Source organism: Streptomyces sp. WMMB303, assembly GCF_029351045.1.
GTDB lineage: Bacteria > Actinomycetota > Actinomycetes > Streptomycetales > Streptomycetaceae > Streptomyces.
Genome location: NZ_JARKIN010000001.1, coordinates 2088982 through 2109298 on the forward strand (window position 1 = coordinate 2088982; position 20317 = coordinate 2109298).

Annotated in this window: 17 protein-coding genes and 2 tRNA genes; 3 read left to right on the forward strand and 16 right to left on the reverse strand. The window is 73.0% G+C overall.

Annotated elements, in window-relative coordinates; all coding sequences use genetic code 11:
* Positions 1-7: 7 nt before the first annotated feature.
* From P2424_RS09525 to P2424_RS09535, 3 genes are all read right to left on the reverse strand, one after another.
* Entirely contained in the window at positions 8-850 is an 843-nt protein-coding gene (locus tag P2424_RS09525) for a hypothetical protein (protein ID WP_276475344.1), read from the reverse strand.
* A gap of 168 nt (positions 851-1018) precedes the next feature.
* Complete coding sequence (leuS, locus tag P2424_RS09530) at positions 1019-3892, reverse strand: leucine--tRNA ligase (protein ID WP_276475345.1); 2874 nt, start codon at positions 3890-3892, stop codon at positions 1019-1021.
* A 381-nt stretch (positions 3893-4273) separates the two neighbouring features.
* Positions 4274-4346: transfer RNA gene (locus P2424_RS09535), tRNA-Ala, on the reverse strand.
* On the opposite strand from P2424_RS09535, the gene P2424_RS09540 reads away from it, so the two are divergent.
* The gene (locus tag P2424_RS09540) at positions 4314-5996 is read left to right on the forward strand and encodes a glycosyltransferase 87 family protein (protein WP_276475346.1); all 1683 of its coding nucleotides are present in this window, start codon (positions 4314-4316) and stop codon (positions 5994-5996) included. The genes P2424_RS09535 and P2424_RS09540 overlap by 33 nt on opposite strands.
* On the opposite strand, the gene P2424_RS09545 is transcribed toward P2424_RS09540, so the two are convergent.
* Together P2424_RS09545 and P2424_RS09550 are read right to left on the reverse strand one after the other, a co-directional pair.
* Entirely contained in the window at positions 5975-6208 is a 234-nt protein-coding gene (locus P2424_RS09545; RefSeq protein WP_019358162.1) for a hypothetical protein, read from the reverse strand. The genes P2424_RS09540 and P2424_RS09545 overlap by 22 nt on opposite strands.
* A 302-nt stretch (positions 6209-6510) precedes the next feature.
* The gene (locus tag P2424_RS09550) at positions 6511-8175 is read right to left on the reverse strand and encodes an MFS transporter (RefSeq protein WP_276475347.1); all 1665 of its coding nucleotides are present in this window, start codon (positions 8173-8175) and stop codon (positions 6511-6513) included.
* Between the two features lie 93 nt (positions 8176-8268).
* On the opposite strand from P2424_RS09550, the gene P2424_RS09555 reads away from it, so the two are divergent.
* Positions 8269-9288, forward strand: coding sequence for a helix-turn-helix transcriptional regulator (locus P2424_RS09555; RefSeq protein ID WP_276475348.1), 1020 nt, complete (start codon positions 8269-8271; stop codon positions 9286-9288).
* Positions 9289-9379: 91 nt separating this feature from the next.
* Here P2424_RS09555 and P2424_RS09560 read toward each other — a convergent pair.
* From P2424_RS09560 to P2424_RS09585, 6 genes are all read right to left on the reverse strand, one after another.
* Positions 9380-9452 (reverse strand) — tRNA-Ala (locus P2424_RS09560).
* A 136-nt stretch (positions 9453-9588) separates the two neighbouring features.
* Complete coding sequence (locus tag P2424_RS09565) at positions 9589-10224, reverse strand: histidine phosphatase family protein (protein ID WP_276475349.1); 636 nt, start codon at positions 10222-10224, stop codon at positions 9589-9591.
* A gap of 14 nt (positions 10225-10238) precedes the next feature.
* Positions 10239-10691, reverse strand: coding sequence for a ribosome silencing factor (gene rsfS, locus P2424_RS09570; RefSeq protein WP_276475350.1), 453 nt, complete (start codon positions 10689-10691; stop codon positions 10239-10241).
* Between the two features lie 126 nt (positions 10692-10817).
* The gene (locus tag P2424_RS09575; RefSeq protein WP_276475351.1) at positions 10818-12527 is read right to left on the reverse strand and encodes a LytR C-terminal domain-containing protein; all 1710 of its coding nucleotides are present in this window, start codon (positions 12525-12527) and stop codon (positions 10818-10820) included.
* On the reverse strand, positions 12524-13159 hold the full coding sequence (nadD, locus tag P2424_RS09580; protein ID WP_276475352.1) for a nicotinate-nucleotide adenylyltransferase: 636 nt from the start codon (positions 13157-13159) through the stop codon (positions 12524-12526). Before nadD ends, P2424_RS09575 begins: the two co-directional genes overlap by 4 nt.
* Before the next feature lie 17 nt (positions 13160-13176).
* A complete protein-coding gene (locus tag P2424_RS09585; RefSeq protein ID WP_175488449.1) occupies positions 13177-13347 on the reverse strand; it encodes a hypothetical protein in 171 nt (56 codons plus the stop codon).
* Between the two features lie 298 nt (positions 13348-13645).
* Between P2424_RS09585 and P2424_RS09590 the strand changes: the two genes are divergently transcribed.
* Positions 13646-14755, forward strand: coding sequence for a M48 family metallopeptidase (locus P2424_RS09590; protein WP_276475353.1), 1110 nt, complete (start codon positions 13646-13648; stop codon positions 14753-14755).
* On the opposite strand, the gene P2424_RS09595 is transcribed toward P2424_RS09590, so the two are convergent.
* From P2424_RS09595 to proB, 5 genes are all read right to left on the reverse strand, one after another.
* Positions 14709-15851, reverse strand: coding sequence for a hypothetical protein (locus P2424_RS09595; protein ID WP_276475354.1), 1143 nt, complete (start codon positions 15849-15851; stop codon positions 14709-14711). The genes P2424_RS09590 and P2424_RS09595 overlap by 47 nt on opposite strands.
* A 168-nt stretch (positions 15852-16019) precedes the next feature.
* On the reverse strand, positions 16020-16691 hold the full coding sequence (locus P2424_RS09600) for a hypothetical protein (RefSeq protein ID WP_276475355.1): 672 nt from the start codon (positions 16689-16691) through the stop codon (positions 16020-16022).
* 71 nt (positions 16692-16762) lie between these two features.
* On the reverse strand, positions 16763-18043 hold the full coding sequence (locus P2424_RS09605) for a glutamate-5-semialdehyde dehydrogenase (protein ID WP_276475356.1): 1281 nt from the start codon (positions 18041-18043) through the stop codon (positions 16763-16765).
* Positions 18044-18130: 87 nt separating this feature from the next.
* Positions 18131-18520 (reverse strand): hypothetical protein, encoded by a 390-nt coding sequence (locus tag P2424_RS09610; protein WP_276478898.1) that lies wholly within the window; start codon positions 18518-18520, stop codon positions 18131-18133.
* A 260-nt stretch (positions 18521-18780) separates the two neighbouring features.
* Complete coding sequence (gene proB / locus P2424_RS09615) at positions 18781-19908, reverse strand: glutamate 5-kinase (protein WP_276478899.1); 1128 nt, start codon at positions 19906-19908, stop codon at positions 18781-18783.
* Positions 19909-20317: the final 409 nt, after the last annotated feature.

Here is a 20317-nt window from a genome sequence, read left to right on the forward strand (position 1 = left end):
GAACGCCTCAGGAGGCGTTCCGCGGCCGCCGCTTCTCGAAGACTCCGGTCGTGTCCCTGCGGTCGGTCGGCCGGCCGACCGGGTCGGAGCCGGCCAGGTCCGTTCCGGTCAGGTCGGCGGCCGAGAGTCCGGATTCCTGCCCGGACGGTGCGAGTTCCGGCTGAGTCGGCCGCGCGGGCTTCTCCTGCTGCTCCTGATCGACCGAGTGGGCGTCCGGCGCGGACGGTTCGGCGCGGCGGCCGGCCACGGCCTCCCCGGCGGGGGCGCTGTCGGCAGCGGCGGCCTCGGGCGGGGGGCCGGCGGGGCCCGGCGTCCAGTGACGCAGCGCACCGGACTCGATGTCGATCCGGTCCCGCAGTGCGCCCAACCCCTCGGCGTCGAACCGGCGCGCCCGGTCCTGGGCGGCGAACCGCAGCGAGTCCGCGGACTCCTTGATGTGCCGCATGCGTTCACGCGCCTCCGGCAGCCGGGCGGCGATGCGGGAGTGGTCGGGCTCGCGCTCCATCAGCACGCGCAGTTCCCGGTCCAGGTGGCGCGCGTGCTCGTGCAGACTGTCGAGGAGTTGGACGGCTTCGCCGAGGCCCGGGTCCTGCTGCGCGTCGGCCTCCAGGGCCGCTCGCGTGCTGTCGATCGAGGAGCGCAACTCCAGGCGGATGCGGGCTGCTTGGCCGACCGGACCGGGCTGGGCCGAGCGGGCCTTGAGCAGGGTCTCCTCCGTCGTGCGCCGCACCTGCGCCCCGGTGCGCTCCACCCCGCGCTTGACGGCTCGTACGACACGCAGCGTGATGATCGTGCCGAAGATGAAAACGGCGAGCACGAACATCAGGCCGATGACGACTCCCACGTCCACAGGTCGCTCCTTAGTCGTCCGTCGCCCCTTCTCCGTTCAGCGTAAACGGGTGGGGGCGGATCCGGGTTCCGCGGAACCCGGATCCGCCCCCATGACGTCCCGTAGGGGTCGTGCATCCCCCGTGACCGGCCGCCGCGCCGAGAGCCGGGCGACCGGCCCGGTCGGCCGCTACGCCGGGACGATGTTGACCAGCTTGGGCGCCCGGACGATCACCTTGCGGACCTCGGCCCCGCCCAGCGCCTTCACGATCACCGGCTCGGCCAGCGCCAGTGCCTCCAGCTCGGACTCGGAGACGGACGGCGCCACCTCCAGCCGGGCCTTGACCTTGCCCTTGACCTGCACCACGCAGGTCACGGTCTCGTCCACCAGGTACGCCGGGTCGGGCACGGGGAAGCCCTCGTGGACGACGGACCCCTCGTGGCCCAGCCGACGCCACATCTCCTCGGCGATGTGCGGAGCCAGCGGGGCGACCAGCAGCACCATGGTCTCGGCGACGTCGCGCGGGACCTCGGGCAGCTTCGTGACGTGGTTGTTCAGCTCGGTGAGCTTGGCGATCGCGGTGTTGAACCGCAGTGCGGCCATGTCCTGGCCGATGCCGTCGATCGCCTTGTGCAGGGCCCGCAGGGTGGCCTCGTCCGGTGCGGAGTCGACCACGGTCGGCTCACCCGTCGTCTCGTCCACCGCGTTGCGCCACAGCCGCTGCAGCAGCCGGAACTGGCCGACGACCGCGCGGGTGTCCCAGGGCCGGGAGACGTCCAGCGGACCCATCGCCATCTCGTACAGCCGCAGGGTGTCGGCGCCGTACTCGCCGCAGATCTCGTCCGGGGTGACGGCGTTCTTCAGGGACTTGCCCATCTTGCCCAGCAGCCGGCTGACCTTCTCGCCCTGGTAGTAGTACGCGCCGTCGCGCTCCTCCACCTCCGCCGCGGGGACGGCGATGCCGCGCGCGTCCCGGTAGACGAACGCCTGGATCATGCCCTGGTTGTACAGCTTGTGGAACGGTTCGACGGAGGAGATGTGGCCCAGGTCGTGCAGCACCTTCGACCAGAAGCGGGCATAGAGCAGGTGCAGCACGGCGTGCTCGGCACCGCCCACATACAGGTCGACGCCGCCCTTGGGCTGTCCCTCCCGCGGGCCCATCCAGTAGTTCTCGATCTGCGGGTCGACCAGCTTCTCGTCGTTCCGCGGGTCCAGGTAGCGCAGTTCGTACCAGCAGGATCCGGCCCAGTTGGGCATGGTGTTGGTCTCCCGCCGGAAGCGGCGCGGCCCCTTGCCGTCACCCAGATCCAGGGTGACGTGGGTCCACTCCTCGTTCCGGGACAGCGGGGTCTCCGGGGAGGTGTCGGCGTCGTCCGGGTCGAAGGTGCGCGGGGAGTAGTCCTCGACCTCCGGCAGCTCCAGCGGCAGCATGGACTCGGGCAGCCCGTGGGCGATGCCGTCCTCGTCGTAGACGATCGGGAAGGGCTCGCCCCAGTAGCGCTGCCTGCTGAACAGCCAGTCGCGCAGCCGGTAGTTGACCGTGCCCTCGCCCAGACCGTGCTGCTCCAGCCACCGGCGCATCCGCTCCTTGGCCTCGCCCACGCCCAGCCCGTCCAGGCTGATGCCCTCGGCACGGGAGTTGACGAGCGCCGCCTCGTAGGAGCTGAACGCCTCCTGCCAGTCGGCCGGGTCCGTTCCGCGGCCGTCGGTGGGTTCGACGACGCAGCGCATCGGCAGCTCGAAGGCGCGGGCGAACTCGAAGTCGCGCTGGTCGTGGGCGGGGACGGCCATGATGGCGCCGGTGCCGTATCCCATCAGCACGTAGTCGGCGATGAAGACCGGGACGGGCTCCCGGGTGACCGGGTGGGCGGCGTAGGCGCCGGTGAAGACGCCGGTCTTGTCCTTGGCCTCCGCCTGGCGCTCGACGTCGGACTTGGCCTCCGCCTGCGCCCGGTAGGCGGCCACGGCCTCGGCAGGCGTCGTGTGTCCGCCCGTCCACGCCTGGTGGGTGCCCTCGGGCCAGGCCTCCGGGACGACCGTCCCGACCAGCGGGTGCTCGGGGGCCAGCACCAGGTAGGTGGCGCCGAACAGAGTGTCCTGGCGGGTGGTGAAGACGTCGACGGCCGCGCCCCCGAGGGGGAAGCCGATCCGGGCGCCCTCGCTGCGGCCGATCCAGTTGCGCTGCTGCAGCTTGATCGCCTCGGGCCAGTCCAGGTCCTCCAGGTCCTCCAGCAGGCGGTCGGCGTAGGCGGTGATCCGCATGTTCCACTGCCGCAGCTCGGCCTTGAAGACGGGGAAGTTGCCGCGCTCGGAGCGGCCGTCGGCGGTGACCTCCTCGTTGGCCAGCACGGTGCCCAGGCCGGGGCTCCAGTTGACGGGTGCGTCGGAGGCGTAGGCCAGCCGGTACTCCCCCAGCAGGTCGGCACGCTCCCGCTCGCCCAGCTCCTGCCAGGCGCCCCAGCCCTCGGGGGTCTCCCGGGTGCCGGAGGCGAACTGCTCGACCAGATCCTCGATGGGCCGGGCCGTGCGCGCCTCGGCGTCATACCAGGAGTTGAAGATCTGCAGGAAGATCCACTGGGTCCAGCGGTAGTACGAGGGATCGATCGTCGCGAACGACCTGCGCTTGTCGTGCCCCAGGCCCAGGCGGCGCAGCTGCGCCGTCATCTGGACGATGTTGGCCTCGGTCGAGGTGCGCGGATGGGTGCCCGTCTGGACGGCGTACTGCTCGGCGGGCAGTCCGAAGGCGTCGAAGCCCAGCGTGTGCAGCACATTGTGCCCGGTCATCCGCGCGTAGCGGGCATAGACATCCGTCGCGATGTAGCCGAGGGGGTGACCGACGTGCAGCCCCGCACCCGAGGGGTACGGGAACATGTCCATGATGAACTTTTTGGGCTTGGCGGCCTGCTCGGCGTCACCGCCCAGCGGGCCGTCGCCGGGGTTGGGCGCCTCGTAGGTGCCGTGCTTCTCCCAGAAATCCTGCCAGCGTGCCTCGATGTCGGCGGCCAGGGCCGCCGTGTAGCGATGGGGGGCCGCGCTCTCGGCGGCGGTGGTCGTCTCGCTCATCGTCCTCAAAGCTCCATCGGTCGTCTCTGCCCAGCGCTCCTGAAACGAAAAAACCCCTCGCACAGGAGGGGGAGCCGCGCCGATGCCGGTCCGCGGAAGGGGACCGGCGATGATTCAGCGCGGCTCGCTAAGCAGAAGGCGTACGGCACGCATAGCGCTCAGGGTACCGCACGCGGTGGGGCCCCGGCCGGAGACCGTCGGCGGCCGGCCGCGCGGAGCCCGGAGCGCCCGCCCCGGCCGGGGCGGGCGCAGTACCTGGAGGCGGGAGACCACACCGCCCGCGGGAGAGCGGGTGATGCGGAGGTGCACCGCACGCATCGCCATACGAAAAGGTGGGATGCGCCTACGGAAACCGCGGGCACATCCCACCTCTTGCTTCTGTGGAGCTAAGGAGAATCGAACTCCTGACCTCTTGCATGCCATGCAAGCGCTCTACCAACTGAGCTATAGCCCCAGATCCCTGGTCCGCCGGGGCTTCCCCTCGACGGCTTCGCCAGCTTACACGGGGTACACCGCCTTCTGCCAAATCGCTTCCCGCGACACCGGGCGGTGGGCGACTCCGCCATGCCGGGCCCCGGCCCCCGCGGTCGGTACTGTCGGCCCCGTGAGCATCTCGCGCCGGCCCGCCGGGAGCACAGCGCCACCGGCGCTCCGGGCCTGCCACGCTCTCAGGGACCGGCTGCTGCGGCGGCCGACGGCCCCGGCGCTCACGGTGTCGCTGCTCTCCTTCGCCGCCTTCTGGGCCGCCCAGCACGCCACGGACCCCTCGATGATCGATCTGATGGTCTACCGGGCCGAGGGCCGAGCCGTGCTCGACGGCCACGACCTGTACGCGATGCGCGCCACCTACGCGGACCTGCCCGCCACCTACCCGCCCTTCGCCGCGCTGCTGTTCCTCCCCCTGACCCTGCCGGAGGTGCCCGTCCTGCGTGCGGCGGCGACCGTCGCGAACCTCGGACTGCTGGTGGCCCTGGCCCACCTGTCGCTGCGCCTGCTGAACCGCCCGCTGCACGTCCCGCGCCCGGCGGCGGCCCTGGGCGTCGCCGCGGTCGCCGTGTGGTGCGAACCGGTGTGGACCACACTGCGCTACGGACAGATCAACCTGCTGGTCGCCACCCTGGTGCTGTGGGACCTCACCCGTCGCCCCGGGCAGCGCTGGGCGGGGGTGGGCATCGGCGTCGCGGCGGGCATCAAGCTCACACCCGCGCTGTTCGCCGTCTTCCTCGCTCTGCACGGGCTGGCTCTGCACGGACCGGCCCGGCGCCGACTGCGACCGTGCCATCCGGACCGCCGGGACGGGCAGGGAGGGCCGGGCCGCCGCGCCGGGCCGTGGAACCCGCGGCTGCGGCAGGCCGCCGTCGCGGCGGCGACCTTCCTGGGCACCGCACTGCTGCCCGCGCTGCTCCTCCCGCACGACTCGCTGCGCTTCTGGGGCGGAGCCGTTCTGCGATCCGACCGGGTGGGGCGTGCGGAACTCACGGACAACCAGTCGCTGAACGGGGTGGCAGCGCGGCTGCTGCACACCGGGGATCCGGGCGGACTGTGGCTGGGCCTGGCACTCCTCGCGGCCGCGCTCGGCCTGGGAGCGGCCGTGGCCGCGGCCCTCGCGAGGCGGTGCGGCCTGCCGCACGCCGCCGCCTGGTCCGCCGCGGCATGCGCCGTCACCATACTGCTGATCAGCCCGATCTCCTGGTCGCACCACTGGGTGTGGTGTCTACCGCTGACACTCCTGCTGGCCGTGGAGGCGCAGCGGCGCCGCAGTCTGCGCTGGGCGGCCGGAGCGCTGCCGGCGGCCCTGGTCTTCTGCTCCTACGTGCCGTGGTGGGTCCCCCGGGACCCGAACGCGCCGCGCCCTCCCGAACTCCGCCAGAACGGCGCCGAGATACTGCTGTCGGCCTGCTATCCGCTCGCGGGGGTGGTGTTCCTCGCCGTCACGGCCGCAGTGGCGCTGCGGACGCTGCGGGGGCCGGGGGCCCAAACTCCGGCCGGGCGGCGCGGCCGGGGCGGCCGGGACGAAAGGGAGGGCAGGGACAGGGACAGGGACAGGGACAGGGACAGCGGCATCGGCGCTGCGGCCGGAGCTCAGGCCGTAGCGAAGGAGTAGAAGCGCTTCAGTGTGCAGTGCGCCTCCAGCAGGCGGCCGTAGATCGGCTCGCCGTCCAACTCCCGGTACGTCTCGATCGGGTCGCCCTTTATGATCAGCGCCCGGGCGCAGTCCTCGCACCAGTACTGGTAGGCACTGTTGACCGGTTCCATGTCACGGACGATCGGGGTGCCGCTGCCGCACCAGTCGCACTTCCTGCTGTGGGCGCCCATCGCTCAGTCAGCTCCAGATGTGGCCGCATGCCGTGCACACGTAGGAAACTCCTCCGTTGTCGCCGAGCACTTGGGCGACGTTCGCCGAACCGCAGGCCGGACACTGCAGATTGCCCGGAACACCCGGCCGGTGCTCCGCGCGGGGCGGGGACCATGCGGGCAGGGGCCATGCGGGCGCGGGACCGGTGCCGTCCTCACCGAGGACCGTCGCCGACATCGCACTCGCCCCTCCCCTTCCCCCTGGGCTCCCCCTTCCAGCCGCCCTGATTCTGCCACGTTCCGGCGTGCGGGCTAAGGGCCGGTCAACCTTCCCCCGTCCCTCCTCCTACCCGGCGCAGCACTCCGCTCAACGCGCCCGCTCCCGCCGCGGCGAGCGACACGGCGGCCAGGGCCGCGCAGGTGAGCGTGAGCGCGTGCGCCGAGGCCCCGGGGGTGACCGGGGCGCTCTCGGCGTGCTCCAGGAAGACGGCGCCGAACAGTGCCACCCCGCTCAGCAGGCCGAGCTGCGCGGTGGTCACCAACAGTCCGCTGGCGTCGGCCGCTTCGCTCTGCCGCACCCGCGCCAGGGCGCCGGAGAGCACCGGGTTGTAGGCCAGGGACATCCCGATTCCGCTGGCGCTCAGGCAGACGTAGCGCCACGGGCCGCCGTCCCCGCCGCCCGACAGAAGCGCCCCGAGCCACCCGAACGAGACCGCGGCAGTCAGGAAGCCGGTGGCCGACAACCGGGGGTGCCACGACTGCGGCAGCCGTCGCCAGACCATCCCGACCAGCGCGAAGAGCCCGGCGGTCGGCACCATCGAGACCCCGGCGAGCAGCGCGCTCTCCCCCAGACCGGTCTGCAGATGCAGCATCACCACGAGGACGAAACCGGCGTTGACCGCCATCATGCAGAAGATGCGCACCACGGCCAGCGGCACACCGGGTGCCCGCAGCACCAGCGGGGAAACCAGCGGTCGCCCGCCGCGGCGGGAGAGCAGCAGTTCGTACCGTCCGAAGACCGGGACGAGCGCGGCGCACAGCGCCAGGGACACCCATCCCCACAGCGGCCAGCCCTGCTCCCGGCCGAGCACGACGGGGACGGTGAACAGCAGCAGCACCGCACCGAGCAGGACCAGCCCCGGCAGGTCCAGCGCCCGCCGCTCCTCGGTGCCGCCCCTGGTCTCGGTGCGTACCCGCAGCAGCCAGGGCGCCGCGACGAGCAGGGCGGCACCCACCGGGACGTTGATCAGGAAGACCGGGCGCCAGCCCCAGCCGAACAGGTCGGCACTGACCAGCACCCCGCCCAGCAACTGGCCCGCTGCGGCACCGACGCCGAGTACGGCGGCGTAGGCGCCCAGCGCACGGCTGCGGGCGGCTCCGGTGAAGGTCCGCTGGATCAGGCTGAGGACCTGCGGCAGCATCACGGCACCGCCCGTGCCCTGCACCAGCCGGAAGGCGATGAGCCAGCCGGTGCCGGTCGCCAGTCCGCAGGCGAGCGAGGCGCCGGTGAAGAGGGCGAGGCCGCACAGGAACATCCTGGCGTGGCCCAGCAGGGCGCCCAGCCGGGCTCCGGTGATCAGCAGCACCGCGTACGCGAGGGTGTAGCCGGCGATCACCAGTTGCAGTCCCGCGCCCGTGGCGTGCAGATCCGTGCGCAGGTCGGGGGCCGCGACGTTGACGATGAAGGTGTCCAGCAGGGCCATGAACTGGCCGCTGAGCACGATCGCCAGGAGCCAGCCGGGGCGCGGGCCGCGGCGGGCGGGACCGCTGCCCCAGGCCGAGGTGCTGTCGTGGACGGGGGCGCCGCCGGGAACGGGGCCGTTGTCGGTGGCGTGGTCTTTACTGAGGCCGCGGGCAACCGATTCCCCGCGCCGCGGTGCGGGTTCTGTCACCGGTGCGGGTTCTGTCGCCCGTGCGGGTTCCGCGGCCGGTGCGGAGGTCCGCGCGGTCGGCGCCGGGCCGGGCGAGGAGGACGAGGTGGATCTCATGCGGGAAGCCTGGCCGGACGGCCGCGGGGCTCACGAGAGCCCGCCGATGCTGGTACTGACAGCACCTGGCAGCCGGTGCGGGCTGCCGCGACGATGGGGGATGTGACAGTCATCGCCGAGAGACGAACGGAGCCGCGCGCGGCCGGCGGTGTCACCGGGCCGGCCCGCCCGGCCGCCCCGCGCCGCAGGTCCGAACTGGCCGCGTTCCTGCGCAGCCGCCGCGCCCGGGTCTCCCCCGCCGATGTCGGGATGCCCGCGGGACTGCGCCGCCGCACCCCCGGGCTGCGCCGCGAGGAGGTGGCCCAGCTCTCCGGGGTGGGTGTGACCTGGTACACGTGGCTGGAGCAGGGCCGTCCGATCAACGCCAGTGCGCAGGTCCTGGACGCGGTGGCCCGCACGCTGCGGCTCGACGAGGCCGAGCGCGACCATCTGTACCACTTGGCGGAGGTTCCGCGTCCGCCGGCTCCGGAGCGGCTCGCCGAAGCCGTCGACCCGGAGGTGCACCGCATCCTGGACGCGATGGACCCGATGCCCGCGGTGGTCTACAACGGCCGCTACGACGTGCTCGCCGCCAACGCCGGGTACCGGGCGCTGTTCCCGATGGTGGACCTGGTGGGGCAGCCCGAACGCAATGTGCTGTGGCAGCAGTTCGTGGCCATGCCGCCGTGCTGCTGCGCGCTGCTCGACCGCGAGGCGGAGCTGTCGCTGATGGTGGCGACGCTGCGCGGCAGCTACGGGCGGCACGTCGGCGAGGCCGCCTGGGAGGAGTTCCTGGCGCGGATGTGCGAGGCGAGCGCGGAGTTCTCGACGCTGTGGCGCAGCGGCGATGTGGCGCCGCCGGGGGCGCGGGTGAAGATGGTGCAGCACGCCTCGGTCGGCCGGCTGCGGCTCAGCTCGACCTCGCTCCAGATCAGCGGCGCGTCCGAGGCCCGGATCGTGGCCTATGTGCCGCACGACGACGAGTCGGAGCGGCTCCTCGGGCTGCTGCGGACGACGGACGATCCGATGATCGGCTGCCAGGAGCACGCCGAGCCGCTGTCCCGGGTCCGGGAGCGGATGCTGCGCACGGGCAGCAGCAGGTGCGACGACGCCGGGGGTGCGAAGGGGCGGTGATCCGGCGTCCGCCAGGGTCGCCCCCGGCGCGTGCACCGGGCCGCACGGCAGAGATCCCGCTCTCCGTGCCGGAGGGCGGGATCCTGGACTGTGGAGCTAAGGAGAATCGAACTCCTGACCTCTTGCATGCCATGCAAGCGCTCTACCAACTGAGCTATAGCCCCGGGCTCCGGCGCCGGAGCGCCGCGAACGATCTGAAGCTTAGCGGGTGGCCGGGCCGAATGAGAAATCCGGTGGCGCATCACCGCCCTCCGGGACCCCTGCCGGCCCTCGGCGGCCCCGGCGTCCCGCTCGGCGGCGTCAGTCGTCGTCGCCGAGCACCGGCTCGGGCAGGCTGCCCGCGTTGTGCTCCAGCAGCCGCCAGCCGCGCGGCGTCTCGCCCAGGACGGACCAACTGCAGTTGGACAGCCCGCCCAGCGACTCCCAGGTGTGCGGCGGCAGCCCGATGAGGCGGCCGATGGTGGTGCGGATGGTGCCGCCGTGGCTGACGACGACGAGCGTGCCGCTGTCCGGGAGCTTGTCGACTCCGCGCTCCACCACGGGTGCCGCCCGCTCGGCGACCTCGGTCTCCAGCTCGCCGCCGCCCCGGCGCACCGGCTCGCCCCGCTTCCAGGCGGCGTACTGCTCCGCGTAGCGGGCGACGATCTCCTCGTGCGTGAGCCCCTGCCACTCGCCCGCGTAGGTCTCGCGCAGGCCCTCGTCGTAGAGGACGCCGAGCCCGGTGAGCGCGGCCAGCTCCGCCGCGGTGGCCGTGGTGCGCTGCAGATCCGAGGAGAGGATGGCGTCCGGGCGCAGCGCTGCGAGCAGCCGTGCCGCCCGGCGGGCCTGGTCGAGTCCGGCGTCGGTGAGCGGGATGTCCGTCGTCCCCTGGAACCGGCGTTCGAGGTTCCAGGCCGTCTGGCCGTGCCGCCACAGGACGATCCTGCGGTCCCGCACCGCCCCCGTGCCGTTCAGCGCAGCTCTCCGTCCAGTTCGTCCGCGGACCCGGCACCGGCCCCCGTCGCCTCGGCGTGCTCGGCGCCCTTGCCGCGGGTCGCCACGGCGTCCTCGGGCAGCTCCAGCTCCGGGCAGTCCTTCCACAGCCGCTCCAGAGCGTAGAAGACCCGCTCCTCGCTGTGCTGGACATGGACGACGATGTCGACGTAGTCGAGGAGCACCCAGCGGCCGTCCCGCTCGCCCTCGCGGCGCGCGGGCTTGGCGCCCAGCTCCTTGTTCAGCCGCTCCTCGACCTCGTCGACGATGCCCTTGACCTGCCGGTCGTTGGGCGCCGAGGCGAGCAGGAAGGCGTCGGTGATGGCGAGCACGTCGCTGACGTCGTAGGCGACGATGTCGTGCGCGAGCTTGTCGGCCGCCGCCTGGGCGGCGGTGCTGATCAGCTCGAGGGAACGGTTCGTGGCGGTCACAGGTGAGGCTTTCGGGTCGGGAACATCTCGTGTTCCAGGGTCTCACGGCTGCGCGAGGGGATTTCGGCCCCGTCACGGAGGGCGGGGACGGCACGCGCGGCCGGCCCCGGCCCCGCGCGGCCGCCGTCACCCCTGGTAGTCGGCACCCAGCACCACCGTGACATCGGCGTTCGCCGCCCCCTCGGCCTTGCGCACCGCGCTCCCGGGCAGATCCAGCGTCTTGGCGATCCCCTCGGCCTCGGCCTTCCGCGCGGGCTCGGCGTAGGTCACCAGCGACGTGGCGCGGGTGGCGCCCGAACCGGCCTTGACCACGGTGTAGCCGCCGTTGACCAGCGCCGCGGAGGCCGTGCTGTCCAGACCGCGCCTGCCGCTGGCGTTCTTCAGGCTCACCCGGGGCACCGCGTCCGGATCGGAGTTCTTGACGCTGCCGCCGAGCACCTGCTTCACGATCCGGTCGCCGGCCTGTCTGCCGAGCGTCCCGTCGGCGCGCACGGGAAGCGTCCGGGTGCGGTAGTCGCCCTTCTTGGCGCGGTCGGCCAGTGCGGCCAGCGCGGAGCCGAGCTGGGACTCGGACAGCGAGGGGTCGGGAATCTGGCCGAGGGACTCGACGGTCTTGGTCGCCGCCGACGCGTCGCCGGAGATCTTCTTCAGCAGCGCCTGCATGACCTGCCCGAACCGGGCGAGCTGCGCGGTCTGGGGTTCACTCCGGGCGCGGTAGGTGGCGTAGGCGACCGCGGCACGGCCGTCCAGATCCTGGTCGCCGCCCTTCTCGACCTGCGGTTCCGCGCCCCGCTTCGCGCCGGGCACGGTGGTGTCGGCGTCCAGGGTGATACCGCCGACCAGCTCGACGAGGTTCTCCAGGAACGGGGTGTCCAGCCGCCAGGTGCCCTTGATGTCCGAGCCGAGCAGCGTGTTGAGCGCGTCGCGGGTGGGTCCGGCGCCGCGGTCCTGCACGGACTTGCCGAGGGTGGTCGTGCTGCCGTTCTCCGCGGAGACCGCGAGCGCGTTGGGCAGCAGCAGGGTGGAGCCCTCGCCCGCGCCCTCGTTGTCCACGAGCAGGGCCGTGGAACTGGCCCCGCCCTGCTCCCGCAGGTGCAGCACGATCACGTCCCGCTGTCCGCCCGCCGCGGCGCCGCCCTTGCCGCCGTCGTCGCCGGTGCCCGGCAGCAGGCCCGCGTACCAGGCCCAGCCCGTGCCGCCCACCAGCAGCAGCAGGGCGAGCACGACGACGAGTGCCACGCCCCGGTTCCGGCCCCGGCGCTTGGCCTCCTCGCGGCGTTCGGTGCGGCTCTCGGTGAACTTGAGCCAGTCGATGACGTCCTCGGAGTCGTCGCTGGTCTCCTCGACGAACGAGAACTGCTCGGTGCGGTACGCGTCCTCCCCGCCGGAAGCGGACGCGTCCCCATGGCCCGGGCCGTCGCCCCCGCCGTCCGGATACTGCTCCTGCTGCGGCCGGCCGCTCTGCGCGGGAACCCGGTCGTCCTGCTGGGGGTGCCCTCCGGTGTACGGCGCGGCCTGCCGGGGGTGCGCTTCCGGCTGCGTCGCGGCCTGCTGGGGGTAAGCGCCCGCGTACGGCGCGGCCTGCTGCGCGTAGGGAGCCCGGTGCTCGGGCTCCGGGTGGCCGCCCTGCTGCTGCGGATAGCCCGCGTAGGGGTCGTAGCCTGCCTGCTGCCCGGGAGCCTCGGCATAGGGGTCGTACGCCGGATACGGTTCCTGCCCCGCGTACGCCCCCTCGTGCGGCACTTCCTGCGGGCGGTAGACCGGCCTGCCGTACTCGTCGTAGCCGATGATCTCGGGCTGCCGACCGTAGGGGTCGTATCCGTAGCCGTCGCTCACGCTCGCGCGTCCCCCTCCGCGTCCCGCCGGTACAGCGCGCGCTTGTTGATGTACCGCACGACCCCGTCGGGGACCAGGTACCAGACCGGATCGCCGCGTTCCACCCGGGCGCGGCAGCCGGTGGACGAGATGGCCAGCGCGGGGACCTCCACCAGGGAGACACCGCCCTGCGGCAGCCCGGGGTCGGCCAGCGCGTGCCCCGGCCGGGTGACGCCGATGAAGTGCGCCAGCGAGAACAGCTCTTCGGTGTTGCGCCAGCTCAGAATCTGCGACAGCGCGTCCGCACCGGTGATGAAGAACAGATCGGTGTCCGGATTGGCGTCGGCGAGTTCGCGCAGCGTGTCGATCGTGTACGTCTTGCCGCCGCGGTCGATGTCGATCCTGCTCACCGAGAACTGCGGGTTCGACGCCGTGGCGATGACCGTCATCAGATAGCGGTCCTCGGCGGGCGACACCTGCTTGTGGCTCTTCTGCCACGGCTGCCCGGCGGGCACGAACACCACCTCGTCGAGGTGGAAGCGGGCCGCCACCTCGCTCGCGGCCACCAGGTGGCCGTGGTGGACGGGGTCGAAGGTCCCGCCCATCACACCGAGTCGCCGCTTACCGGTCCCGGGCACTATGTCCTCTCCCATGCGGGGCGACTCTACGCTCAGCGGTCCCGGTTGAAGCGAGTGGTGATCCACAGCAGCAGGATCAGCGCGAGAAGCGCTCCACCACCGGTCAGATAGGGGCTCAGGCTCTCGTGCTGACCGCCCTCGCCGTGCTCGCCCCCCGAGGCGAGGGACAGCAGGGCGTCGTGTGCGGTGCTGGACAGAGTCATCGTCGGCGGAACCTATCCCGTGAGGCGCGGACAGTTGGCGTGCGGTCGTCCCGCCACCGCACACCTGCGGGAGCGGAACTGCGCAGCCACATCGTAAGCGCGGACCCTCCGGGCGCTCACCCCGACTCATCCGGACGCAACGGGAAGGCCCCGCTCCGCGTCCCATCTTCCAGGGCCCCGGGTTCCGGACCGGGCCGGACCGGGCAGCCGGATCCGATGCGTGCAGGGCCCACGGGCCCAGCGGAATCCGGACGAGAGGCTCTAGTGTGGACAGCCCAGTCGACGAGGGGGAAACACCATGACAGACGGCACAGGCGGCACGGAGCGCCTGCCGGGCCGTGAGCGGCGGCGCTTCGAGGGGATCTCCTCGCGTGCGTACGAACACCCGACCGACCGCTCGGCGCTGGTCGCACTGCGCAAGCTGAGCGGCTTCGACACCGCGGTCAAGGCGCTGAGCGGCCTGCTTCCCGAGCGCAGCATGCGGCTGCTGTTCCTCTCCGACTCGGTGCGGGTCAGCGACCAGCAGTTCGCCCACCTCAACGCGATGCTGCGGGACGCCTGCTACATCCTGGATCTGGAGAAGATCCCGCCGATGTACGTGACCCAGGACCCGAAGCCCAACGCGATGTGCGTCGGCATGGACGAGCCGATCATCGTGCTCTCCACCGGGCTGGTCGAGCTCCTGGACGAGGAGGAGATGCGCGCCGTGATCGGCCACGAGGTCGGACACGCGCTCTCCGGCCACGCGGTCTACCGGACGATACTGCTGTTCCTGTCCAACCTCGCCTTCAAGGTGGCCTGGATCCCGCTGGGGAACGTCGCGGTCATGGCGCTGGTGACGGCGCTGCGCGAGTGGTTCCGCAAGTCCGAGCTGTCCGCCGACCGGGCCGGGCTGCTGGTGGGCCAGGACCTGCAGGCGTCGATGCGCGGCCTGATGAAGCTGGCCGGCGGCAACCACCTGCACGAGATGAACGTCGACGCGTTCCTGGCGCAGGCCGAGGAGTACGAGGCGGGCGGGGACCTGCGCGACTCCGTGCTGAAGATCATGAATGTGCTGCCCCGCTCGCACCCCTTCACCACGGTGCGGGCCGCCGAGTTGAAGAAGTGGGAGGCCAGCCGCGACTTCCAGCGGATCATGGACGGCCACTACCCGAAGCGCGCCGACGACCAGGACACCTCGGTGCGGGAGTCGTTCCGGGAGTCGGCGAACCACTACTCCGAGACGGTGCGCAACAGCAAGGACCCGCTGATGGGCTTCGTCCGCGACCTGGCGGGCGGCGTCGGCGACGTCGGCGGCCGGCTGCGCGACACCTTCACCGGCCGCGGCGGCTCCGAGGGCCAGGACGGCGGCAGCGGGCCGGCTAACGGCCCGGGCGGTAAGGACGATCCGGGCTCGGGCGAACGCTAGCCGCCATCAGCCCGCACACCGAGGCGGCGGACCGGCCCCGCGCGTACGGGTCGGTCCCCGCCTTGCCCGCGTCCTCGGCCCGCTCGCCCGCCAGCAGCGGCGCCAGCGCGTCGGAGGGGTCGTCTCCGCAGTTCATCGGCCCCGCCCGGACGGCGACCTGGCGCACCGTGACCTGATGCTCGCGCAGGTCCTGCCGCTCGAAGCGGAAGCGCACCTCCCGCCGTACGGAGAAGAGGGAGGCGTTCCGTGCGGGCTTCCCCGCCGACCCGCTGTCCGCGTTCTTCCCCCCGCCCTCGTCGGCGGGCCGCACCGCGTAGACGAAGACGTGGTCGGCGGTGACCTCCAGCCCGTCGCCGACCTCCTCGACGGAGAGGGTGCCGTCGACTCGCACCTTCGAGCTGGCCAGCGTCACCCTGCCGCGGTCGAGGCGCACCATCCAGGCCGTGGCGCTGCGCCGCCCGTCGTCCCGCGGGTGCTCCACGCTGCGGTCGAACTGGCGCTGCTGGCGGGGGTTGAGCAGCAGGCGCACCGGCCGCACCGCGCCGCCGGTGAGGACGTCCGGGTCGAGGGAGCTCTCCACGATGTAGTCCTTGGCGACGGTCAGCGCCGACAGCACCTGGCTCTCCGAGAAGTGGTCGCTGCTCCGAACGGGTGGCAGCGTCACTCCCTCGGCCCCGGTCGCGAACCGCGCTGCGGGGCTGTTCTCGAACAGGTCGTCGGGGGCGCCGCCCGGGACCCGGCCGGTGGGTGCCAGCGGCAGTACATCGCTGCGCAGGGGCTCGGCGCCGGTCCGGACCGAGGAGGGGTAGGGGTTCCGGATGCCCATGTAGATGGCGGTGCCGAAGGCCAGCACGATCAGCGCCACCAGGACCAGCCCCTGCCGGGAGAAGCCCAGACCGGTCCGGCTCCGGCGCTCGGCGTGCGAACGCGCACGGACCGCGGCATGCTCCTCGTCCTCCATGCGCTCCTGCGCGGAGAACTCCTGGAGCCGCGCAGCCTTGATGAACGACTCGTCGAACACCAGGGATCGGTACTCGTCGTCGCCGTCGGGACCGCCGTCGGGCGTCCCGTCAGGAGGATCCACTCGCCCGGCCATAGCACCAGGGTAGGACCGACCGCGCGGACGTGAACGGCGTGGCTCCGGCCAACTTGCGGGACCCCACGGGGTGTGCTCCGGAGGGTCGAAGGGGCCCCGCGGTCCCGGATCGGCCGGGTGGACCAGGGGCTTCGAACGGCCCTCGCGACGGCGGGCGGGGCCGCCCCGTCAGCTGCCGGGCGGCTGCACGGCGGGGACGGGGGAGTCCGCGCCCGGACCGTCCCGGTCCACGCCCGTGGTGGCGGGCGGTGGACTCGGATCCTGCCGCTGGTCGGAGGTGCCCCGGTAGACGGCGGAGAAGGCGAGCGCCACCATCCCGATGCCCATCACCACGGCGAGCACCCAGGCGACCGGCCGCTGCCAGTCGCGGTGGCCGCGGTAGGAGCGCGGACCCTGGTGCGGCACCGGGCGGCGGTGGGCCCGGTATCCGAAGTCGGAGCCGTGCTCGTGGCCCGGCTCCGGTTCCGGCGGGCAGCCCTCGGGGCGCTCGTACTCCACCCGGTACTCGGAGCGGTCGAAGCGGCCTTCGTCGTCGTCCGGATCGTCGTCGAATTCGCCGTCGAAGGGGTCGTCCGACTCGGCGAACTCCTCGTGCGGAAGCTCGCCCTCGCCGCGCGGACAACCGAAGCCCTCCTCGGCGGCCCGGAAGGGCTCACTCTCCGCACGCGACCGGTCGGAGGCGAGTATCCGTTCGGCCGCGCTGGGTTCGTGGACCTCAGCGGCGCGTACGAAGTCCTCGTCGAGCACCACGGAGGCGAACTCGTCGTCCGCTGCCCCGCGGTCGCGGTACTCGGGCTCCTCGCCGTCCGGGAACGGCCCGCCCCCCACGTCGTCCGGCACGTCTCCCAGCGTAGACCTATGCGGTCAATTTGGGCAGGGTCGCCGGGAACCGGGCGGAAATTCGGTGCCGTTCAGCCGCGGACGTGCCCGTCCCCGGTGACGACGTACTTGGTGGAGGTGAGCTCGGGCAGGCCCATGGGGCCCCGCGCGTGCAGTTTCTGGGTGGAGATCCCGATCTCGGCGCCGAAGCCGAACTGGGCCCCGTCGGTGAACCGGGTGGAGGCGTTCACCATCACGGCGGCGGAGTCCACCAGCGCGGTGAAGCGGCGGGCGGCCGCGGTGTCGGCCGTGACGATCGCCTCGGTGTGCCCGGAGGACCAGGCGCGGATGTGCTCGACAGCGGCGTCCAGGGAGGGCACAACGGCCGCCGCGATGTCGTAGGACAGGTACTCGCTCGCCCAGTCCTCGTCGGTCGCCGGCAGCACCGGCAGCGCGGCGGCGTCGGCCGCCGTCTGCCAGGCGGTGTCGCCGTGGACGGTGACACCCGCCTCGGCGAGCGCCCCGAGGGCGCGCGGCAGGAAGACGTCGGCGATCCCGGCGTGCACCAGGACGGTCTCGGCGGCGTTGCAGACGCTGGGGCGCTGGGCCTTGGAGTTGACGAGGATCGCGAGCGCGGTGTCGAGGTCGGCACGCTCGTCGACGTAGACATGGCAGTTGCCGGTGCCGGTCTCGATGACGGGCACGGTCGACTGCTCCACCACGGTCTTGATCAACGAGGCGCCGCCGCGCGGGATCAGCACGTCCACCAGGCCCCGGGCGCGCATCAGCTCGGTGACGCTCTCCCGGCTCTCGCCCGGCACCAACTGCACGACATCGGCGGGGAGTCCGGCCTCGGCCACCGCGTCCCGGGCGACCGCGACCAGCGCCGAGTTCGAGGCGTGCGCGGAGGAGGAGCCGCGCAGCAGCACGGCGTTGCCGGACTTGAGGCAGAGCGCCGCGGCGTCCACGGTCACGTTGGGGCGGGCCTCGTAGATGATCCCGACCACGCCCAGCGGTACCCGCACCTGGCGCAGCTCCAGCCCGTTGGGCAGCGTCGAGCCGCGCTGCACCTGACCGACCGGGTCGGGCAGCGCGACGACGTCGCGCACATCGGAGGCGATGGCCGCGATCCGCTCCGGGGTGAGCGTGAGCCGGTCGACGACGGACTCCGCCGTGCCCGCGGCCCGCGCCTTGGCGACGTCGTCGGCGTTGGCGGCCACGATCTCCGGGGTGCGGGCCGTGAGCGCGTCGGCGATCGCCAGCAGTGCGCGGTCACGGGTGGTACGGGGGGCCGGGGCGAGGTCGGCCGCCGCTGCCCGCGCACGGCGGGCCGCCTGGCGGACGGGGGTGTCCGGGGTCTCGGATGCGCTCATGGCGCGCATCGTAGCCGGGGCGGGCGCGGGGCGGCGCGGGTGTCTCGGCTACGGCCGTCGGCCCGGCGCAGCGGCCTCGTACCGGGGTCAGAACGGGTGCACGCCCACCGTGCCGACGGGCGGCGGGCCGCAGCCCTCGGCGACGCGCCGGCGGTAGGTCTCGCGCCCGATCACCTCGAGTCCCACGATCTCCCAGGGTGGCAGCCCGGCCGAGGACCGGTGCTCGCCCCACAGCCGCAGCGCCACGGCGGCGGCGTCGTGCAGGTCCTGGGCCTCCTCCCAGTAGCGGATCTCGGCGTGGTCGTCGGCGTAGCGGCTGGTGAGCAGGAACGGGTGGTCGTGCGCGAGCCGTTCCAGCGCGCGCCGTACGTCGCCCGGCGGCGCCTCGCGGCCCGCGACGTTGAGCGTGACGTGCCAGAGCCGGGAGCCGACTCGTTCCTCGGGCTGGGGGGAGGGCGCCGTTCCGACGCCGGCCAGTCGTCCCACCGGTGGCCTCCTGGAGTGGTGCTGGTGCTGCCCTGGGTGTCTTCCGTGCGTGCTGCTGGTCTCGTTCCGTACTGCGGGCGGTACGCTGCGTGCACGTGCGGGTGCACGTGCTGCTCACACCGCCCGAGTCAAAGTTGACCAGTCCGAGGGCGCGCGCGGGACCGTTTTGCGGAAGGTGTCCGTGGAAAGGCTGGACTTTTTCCCGGCCGCCCGAATGTGCCGGCCGAATCCGAGCCGGCGGACAGCCCCGGTCAGCCGCGCAGCAGCACGAGGTCGTCCCGGTGCACGACCTCCCGCTCATAGGCCGGCCCCAGCTCGCGGGCCAGCTCGTGGGTGGTGCGGCCCAGCAGCCGCGGCAGCTCCCTCGCGTCGAAGTTGACCAGCCCGCGCGCGACGGCCCGCCCCCGGCCGTCACGCAGCTCGACCGGATCGCCCGCCGAGAAGTCGCCCTCCACCCCGGCGATCCCCGCGGGCAGCAGCGAGCTGCGGCGGTCCACGACGGCCCGTACGGCGCCCTCGTCCAGGGTGAGCGCCCCGGTGGGCGTGGAGGCGTGCGCGAGCCACAGCAGCCGCCCGGCGGCGCGCCGCCCGGTCGGATGGAAGTAGGTGCCGGTCTCCCGCCCGGCCAGCGCGTCGGCGGCGTGCACGGCGGAGGTGAGGACCACGGGCACGCCGGCGCCCGCCGCGATGCCGGCCGCCTCCACCTTGGTGGCCATCCCGCCGGTGCCCACCCCCGCGCTGCCCGCGCTGCCGATGTCGATGCCCTCCAGATCGGCCGGACCGCGCACCTGTGCGACCCGGCGGGTGCCGGGGGTGGTGGGGTTGCCGTCGTAGAGGCCGTCCACGTCCGAGAGCAGCACCAGCAGGTCGGCGCGGACGAGATGGGCGACGAGCGCGGCGAGCCGGTCGTTGTCGCCGAAGCGGATCTCGTCCGTGGCCACGGTGTCGTTCTCGTTGACGATCGGGACGGCTCCCATGGCCAGGAGCTGGTCCAGGGTGCGGTAGGCGTTCCGGTAGTGGGCCCGGCGGCTGGTGTCGTCCGAGGTCAGCAGCACTTGGCCGACCCGGCGGCCGTAGCGCGCGAAGGACGCCGTGTAGCGGGCCACCAGCAGCCCCTGGCCGACGCTCGCCGCGGCCTGCTGCCGGGCCAGGTCCCGGGGGCGCTTGGCCAGCCCCAGCGGCGCCAGTCCGGCCGCGATGGCGCCGGAGGAGACCAGCACCGTCTCGCGCGGGGCCTGGCCGGTCTCGGCGTGCTGGGCGCCGGTGTGCTTGGCGAGCACGTCGACGAGGGCGTCCACCCGGTCGGCGTCCAGGCCGCCCGCCGCGGTGGTCAGCGAGGAGGAGCCGACCTTGACGACCACGCGGCGCGCCTCCCGCACAGCCGTGCGGGAGCCCTGCCCGCTCTCCGTGACGTGCCCGGTCGGCCCCGGGGACTCCGCCGTGCCCGGTGTGCTCTCGGCGGCGCCCGCCGCGTGCCCTGTTCCGCTGTCTCGTGCCACGCCCGTACGTACCCCTCGCGCCTGTGCCGCCGCGGCGGGACGCGCGGCTCCACCGGGCGACGGGTGCGCCCGGTGGAGCCGTGACCCGCCGTGCTCTCGTGTGGCAATCTACGTCAGCGCCGGTCCGGGCCGCTCATCCGTTTCACCGACGGACGCGTGAGGATGGTTACGTTTGACCAGGTAAGCGCCCATCCTGCGGCGTCGAAGATTGTCACTTGGCCCACGGGCGTCATACCGTCAGGGGTCGACCTCGGGCACCGCCACCGGCCGCCCCCTTCGCAGACCCTCT